General features: G+C 35.9%; 4 protein-coding genes. All 4 read right to left on the bottom strand.

Features of this window, described 5'->3' with window-relative positions:
* Positions 1–1,476: PTS fructose transporter subunit IIABC (locus RMR19_RS03305; RefSeq protein WP_310602071.1), on the bottom strand; the 1,476-nt coding region annotated here is incomplete at its 3' end.
* Between the two features lie 82 nt (positions 1,477–1,558).
* Positions 1,559–2,461: a 1-phosphofructokinase gene (pfkB, locus tag RMR19_RS03300; RefSeq protein WP_310602070.1), complete on the bottom strand. Its 903-nt coding sequence runs from the start codon at positions 2,459–2,461 to the stop codon at positions 1,559–1,561.
* Complete coding sequence (locus RMR19_RS03295; protein ID WP_310602069.1) at positions 2,458–3,207, bottom strand: DeoR/GlpR family DNA-binding transcription regulator; 750 nt, start codon at positions 3,205–3,207, stop codon at positions 2,458–2,460. The genes pfkB and RMR19_RS03295 overlap by 4 nt, the downstream gene beginning before the upstream one ends.
* A gap of 282 nt (positions 3,208–3,489) precedes the next feature.
* The coding region (locus tag RMR19_RS03290; RefSeq protein ID WP_310602068.1) for an MATE family efflux transporter at positions 3,490–4,401 on the bottom strand (912 nt) is incomplete at its 5' end.

Raw genomic sequence — 4,401 nt, 5'->3', positions numbered from 1 at the left:
TACATAAGCTGCCTTGTTGAATGGACCACCCATATCAATTGACATCATACCTGCTACAACACAGCCAAGTAATACTTTACTACCACTTCCCATTGCATTTAAAGCATCTGTTAACGCTGTATTGATACCTGCTACTGCTGGATTAATCGCACACATAATCAAACCAATGAAGAAAATACCAAAAAGAGGATATAGTAATACTGGCTTGATACCTTCCAAACTATCTGGTAACTTATTACATAATTTCTTTAATCCAACTACTAAATAACCACCAATAAAACCTGCTAATAAAGCACCTAAGAAGCCTGCTGGTATTCCTGATTCTGCCGTTAATGTCATACCCGTTGCGGCAATTGAACCACCTACAAAACCGACTGCTAATCCTGGTCTGTCTGCTATACTCATTGCGATATATCCTGCAAGAATTGGTAGCATAAATCCAAACGCTGCATTTCCTATATGTTTGAAAAATGCCGCCAATGGAGTATTCGTACCGAAGTTGGCTGGATCAATCGAATAATCATCTAAGAGAAATGCTAATGCAATTAAGATACCTCCGCCAATAACAAATGGCAACATATGTGATACACCATTCATTAAATGTTTATAAAGCTGTCTTCCTATACTTTCATTTTCTTCCTTGCTCTCACTAGAATCTGCCTCTGAGTGATGATAGACTGGTACTTCTTTATTTACTATCTTTTCAATTAATTCCTGTGGTTTATGAATTCCATCAGCAACCTTAACCTTTAATACTGGTTTTCCACTAAATCTTGCCATATCAACATTCTTATCAGCTGCTATAATAATACCATCTGCTGCTTCAATCTCTTCTTTTGTTAAAACATTTTTCGCTCCACCTGAGCCATTGGTTTCTGCCTTTAATGTATAACCTAACTCTTTTGCTTTTAGCTCTAAACTCTCAGCCGCCATAAATGTATGAGCAATTCCTGTTGGACACGCCGTTACTGCTAAGATGCGATATCCTTTTTCCTCTTTTTTCTCAGGTGCACCAAACTTCTCAATTTCTTTTTCATTAATAATTGCTAAGAAATCTTCTGTTGTTTTTGCATCTAGCAAGCGTTGTCTAAATGTAACATCCATCAACATAACATTCAGATTTGATAATACTTCAAGATGAACATCGCCGCCTTGTTCTGGTGCTGCAATCATAAAGAACAAATTACTTGGAGCACCATCCATAGAATCACAATCCACACCTGTTGGAACGGTCATTGCTGCAAGCCCTGGTTTTAAAACCGCTTTATTCTTAGCATGTGGTATCGCTAATCCTTCTCCTATTGCTGTCGTTCCTAACGCTTCTCTTGCACAAATTCCTGCCTTATATTCTTCCTTGTCGTTTACATTACCTACCTTTGCATGTAAATCAATTAATGTTTGCAATGCCTCTTCTTTTGAATTTGGTCTAGCATTTAATGCTATCGCACCTTTCTTTAATAGATCCGTTATCCTCATATTACTTCCTCCTAACATTCGTTTGTTTTTACGCCCCATAGTATTGAATCTCTATAAAATAACCGTTCCCATTTATTAATAATTAGAGTTCTTGCAACAAAGAATTAATTAGCTCTTTACTGCCAAGTCCTAGTGAAAATGCCGTTGCACTTCCTGAAGCAGTACCCAAACATAAAGCCTTGTTGTAATCCCCTGTTTGAATATAACCTGCCAAGAAACCTGCTACCATGGAATCTCCTGCACCTACCGAATTGACAACTTTTCCTTTTGGAACTCCCATACGATGCACGATATTATTTTCATCTAGCAATATTGCTCCGTCTCCAGCCATTGAAACCAATACATTACGTGCTCCCATGTTTTGTAACTCACGAGCGTATTTGATAATGTCTTCTTCGTTTTCTATTGTTACTCCAAACATTTCTCCTAATTCATGATTGTTCGGCTTAATTAAGAAAGGCTTATATTTAAGAACATTTTTTAGCAAGTCATTCGTAGCATCTACTACAAATCGAATGCTTTTTTCATATAAACGTTTCATAATCTGTTCGTATATATCATCTGGTAATGTATTGGGTATGCTTCCTGCCAGTACTAAAGAGTCTCCTTCTTCTAACTTGTCAAGCTTCTCATATAATTCCTGAATCGCTGTTTCTGGAATAGAAGGGCCATTGGCATTAATCTCTGTTTCGTTATCTGACTTTATCTTTAGATTAATGCGGCTGATTCCTTTTGGTAGACGGATAAAATCAGTCTGAATCCCTTGTGACTTAACTCCCTGTTCAATCTCATCACCAGTAAATCCAGCTATAAATCCAAGGGCAATACTATCTAATCCAAGCGTTTTTAACAGCACTGATACATTGATTCCTTTACCACCATAGAAAACTTCTTCACTTACTGTTCTATTTACCTGTCCTGTTATTAAGTGCTCCACTCCTACTACATAATCAAGTGCTGGATTAAATGTCACTGTATAAATCATTGTTTGCATACCTCCTTTATCATAGCTGCTTCTCTATATTTTTCATCTGGTACAAAATCTGTTATGATACATACCTGATCAAGTGATGCAAAGGTTACGGGAGACACCTTACCGAACTTCGTATGGTCAGCTAATATGTATGTCATATAGCTACGAGAAGTTGCCTCTTTTTTCATAAGTCCTTCCTCAATTTCTGGTGTTGTTACTCCTTGCACTAAGCTGATTCCGTTTGTGCCAAGAAATCCTTTTGTGAAGTTATATTTTCTGAGGTTATTAATACCTTCTGCACCAACTAATGCTTCGGTTGCTAACTTTAATTCTCCGCCGATTACATAAGCTCTACATCCCTTTTGTGCTAACTTTTTTGCATGAACAAAACCATTCGTTACATAAACTGCCTTTGTATTCGTAACATAATCCACAAGTTTCAATGTTGTAGTTCCTGCGTCAATATAGACAAAATCATCATCTTTTATTAATGATGCTGCATATCTTCCTATCTCATTCTTCTCATCAATATTCAATGATGATTTTGTTTCTACATCTTCCTCAAATGATGTTATATCCTCTAAGATTGTTGCTCCACCATGTACCTTATTCAATTTTCCCATCTCATGTAATGTAATAAGATCTCTTCGTATTGTTGATTCCGATGTATCTAGTTCTTTCGTAAGTTCTGTAACCGTTACAGCTTTTCTTTCTTGTAATATCTGAAGTATTAGATTATGTCTCTCTTGTGTTAGCATTTGTATTCCCCCTTACGAATTTGTTTATTAGTATGGTTATATAATAGCACCATTATTATTCAAAGTCAATCATTTTCTTTCACTTTCATTCATATTGTTTCATTTTCATTCAAAATATTTCAATTTCATTTGTCTGGATTTAATTTTCCGTCATTATCTCTCAATTCTACAGACTAAAACAGTCAAACTAGCTCATGAAAATCCTTTCCTATAAATTCAAAAATGGTTATCGCATTTTCATAACACGATAACCATTTCATTTATATTTTGTCTTATATTAAATCAATTATTCAAAATCTCTTTCTCTTTCAATACCGGACTTCTCTTAATATTAACAATCAACGGAATCACCATTAGAATCCAAATAATCGGTTCTGCTAATATGATTCCCATATAATCAAGATAAGGAACTAATATAATAACAACTAAAACCTTTCCTACAAGCTCAATCATACTAGATACAATCGGCGTAATATGGTCTCCTATTCCCTGCATCGAATTACGCAATACTGTAATTACTGCTGGCACAAAGTAGAACAAGCAATCAATCTTTAAGTATAATGTTGCTGTTTTTATAATCTCTGCATCCCTTGTACCTGTTATCATATGAACTAGCCATGGCGCAATTGTATATGTACTAATCATCGTAAGAATCGCCCAAATCCATGTGATAAGAATAACTTTACGAATTCCCTCTTTGATACGTCCTACCTTGCCTGCTCCAAGGTTTTGCCCGCAATAGGTAGCCATTGTCGTCCCACATACACCAAACACAAGCATATAAATCTCCGTTATCTTTCTTGCTGCTGTATGCGCCACAATTGTTTTCGTTCCAAATGTATTAATAGCACTTTGCAACGCTACCGTTCCAAGTGAAACCAGTGATAACATAAATCCCATTGATAATCCTGAAGAATACATTTGTTTAATCCGACTCCAGTTAAGCTCAAAGTCTTCCCTCTTTAGATGTAACATCGGATACTTCTTCCATATATAAATCAAACACATAGCAACAGAACAGATCTGCGCCAATACGGTTGCATAGGCAGCACCTTCTACCCCCATATGAAATCCAAGTATAAACAAGTAATCCAAACCAACATTAAGTATTGTTGCTATAATTAAGAAAATAAGCGGTGTTATGGTATCACCAATTGCAAGTAAAACACTTGCACAAATATTATATATCAGCGC

The organism is Anaerosporobacter sp., assembly GCF_031551385.1.
In the GTDB taxonomy this organism is placed as follows: domain Bacteria; phylum Bacillota; class Clostridia; order Lachnospirales; family Lachnospiraceae; genus Anaerosporobacter.
This window is presented reverse-complemented; position numbering and strand designations above follow the sequence as displayed.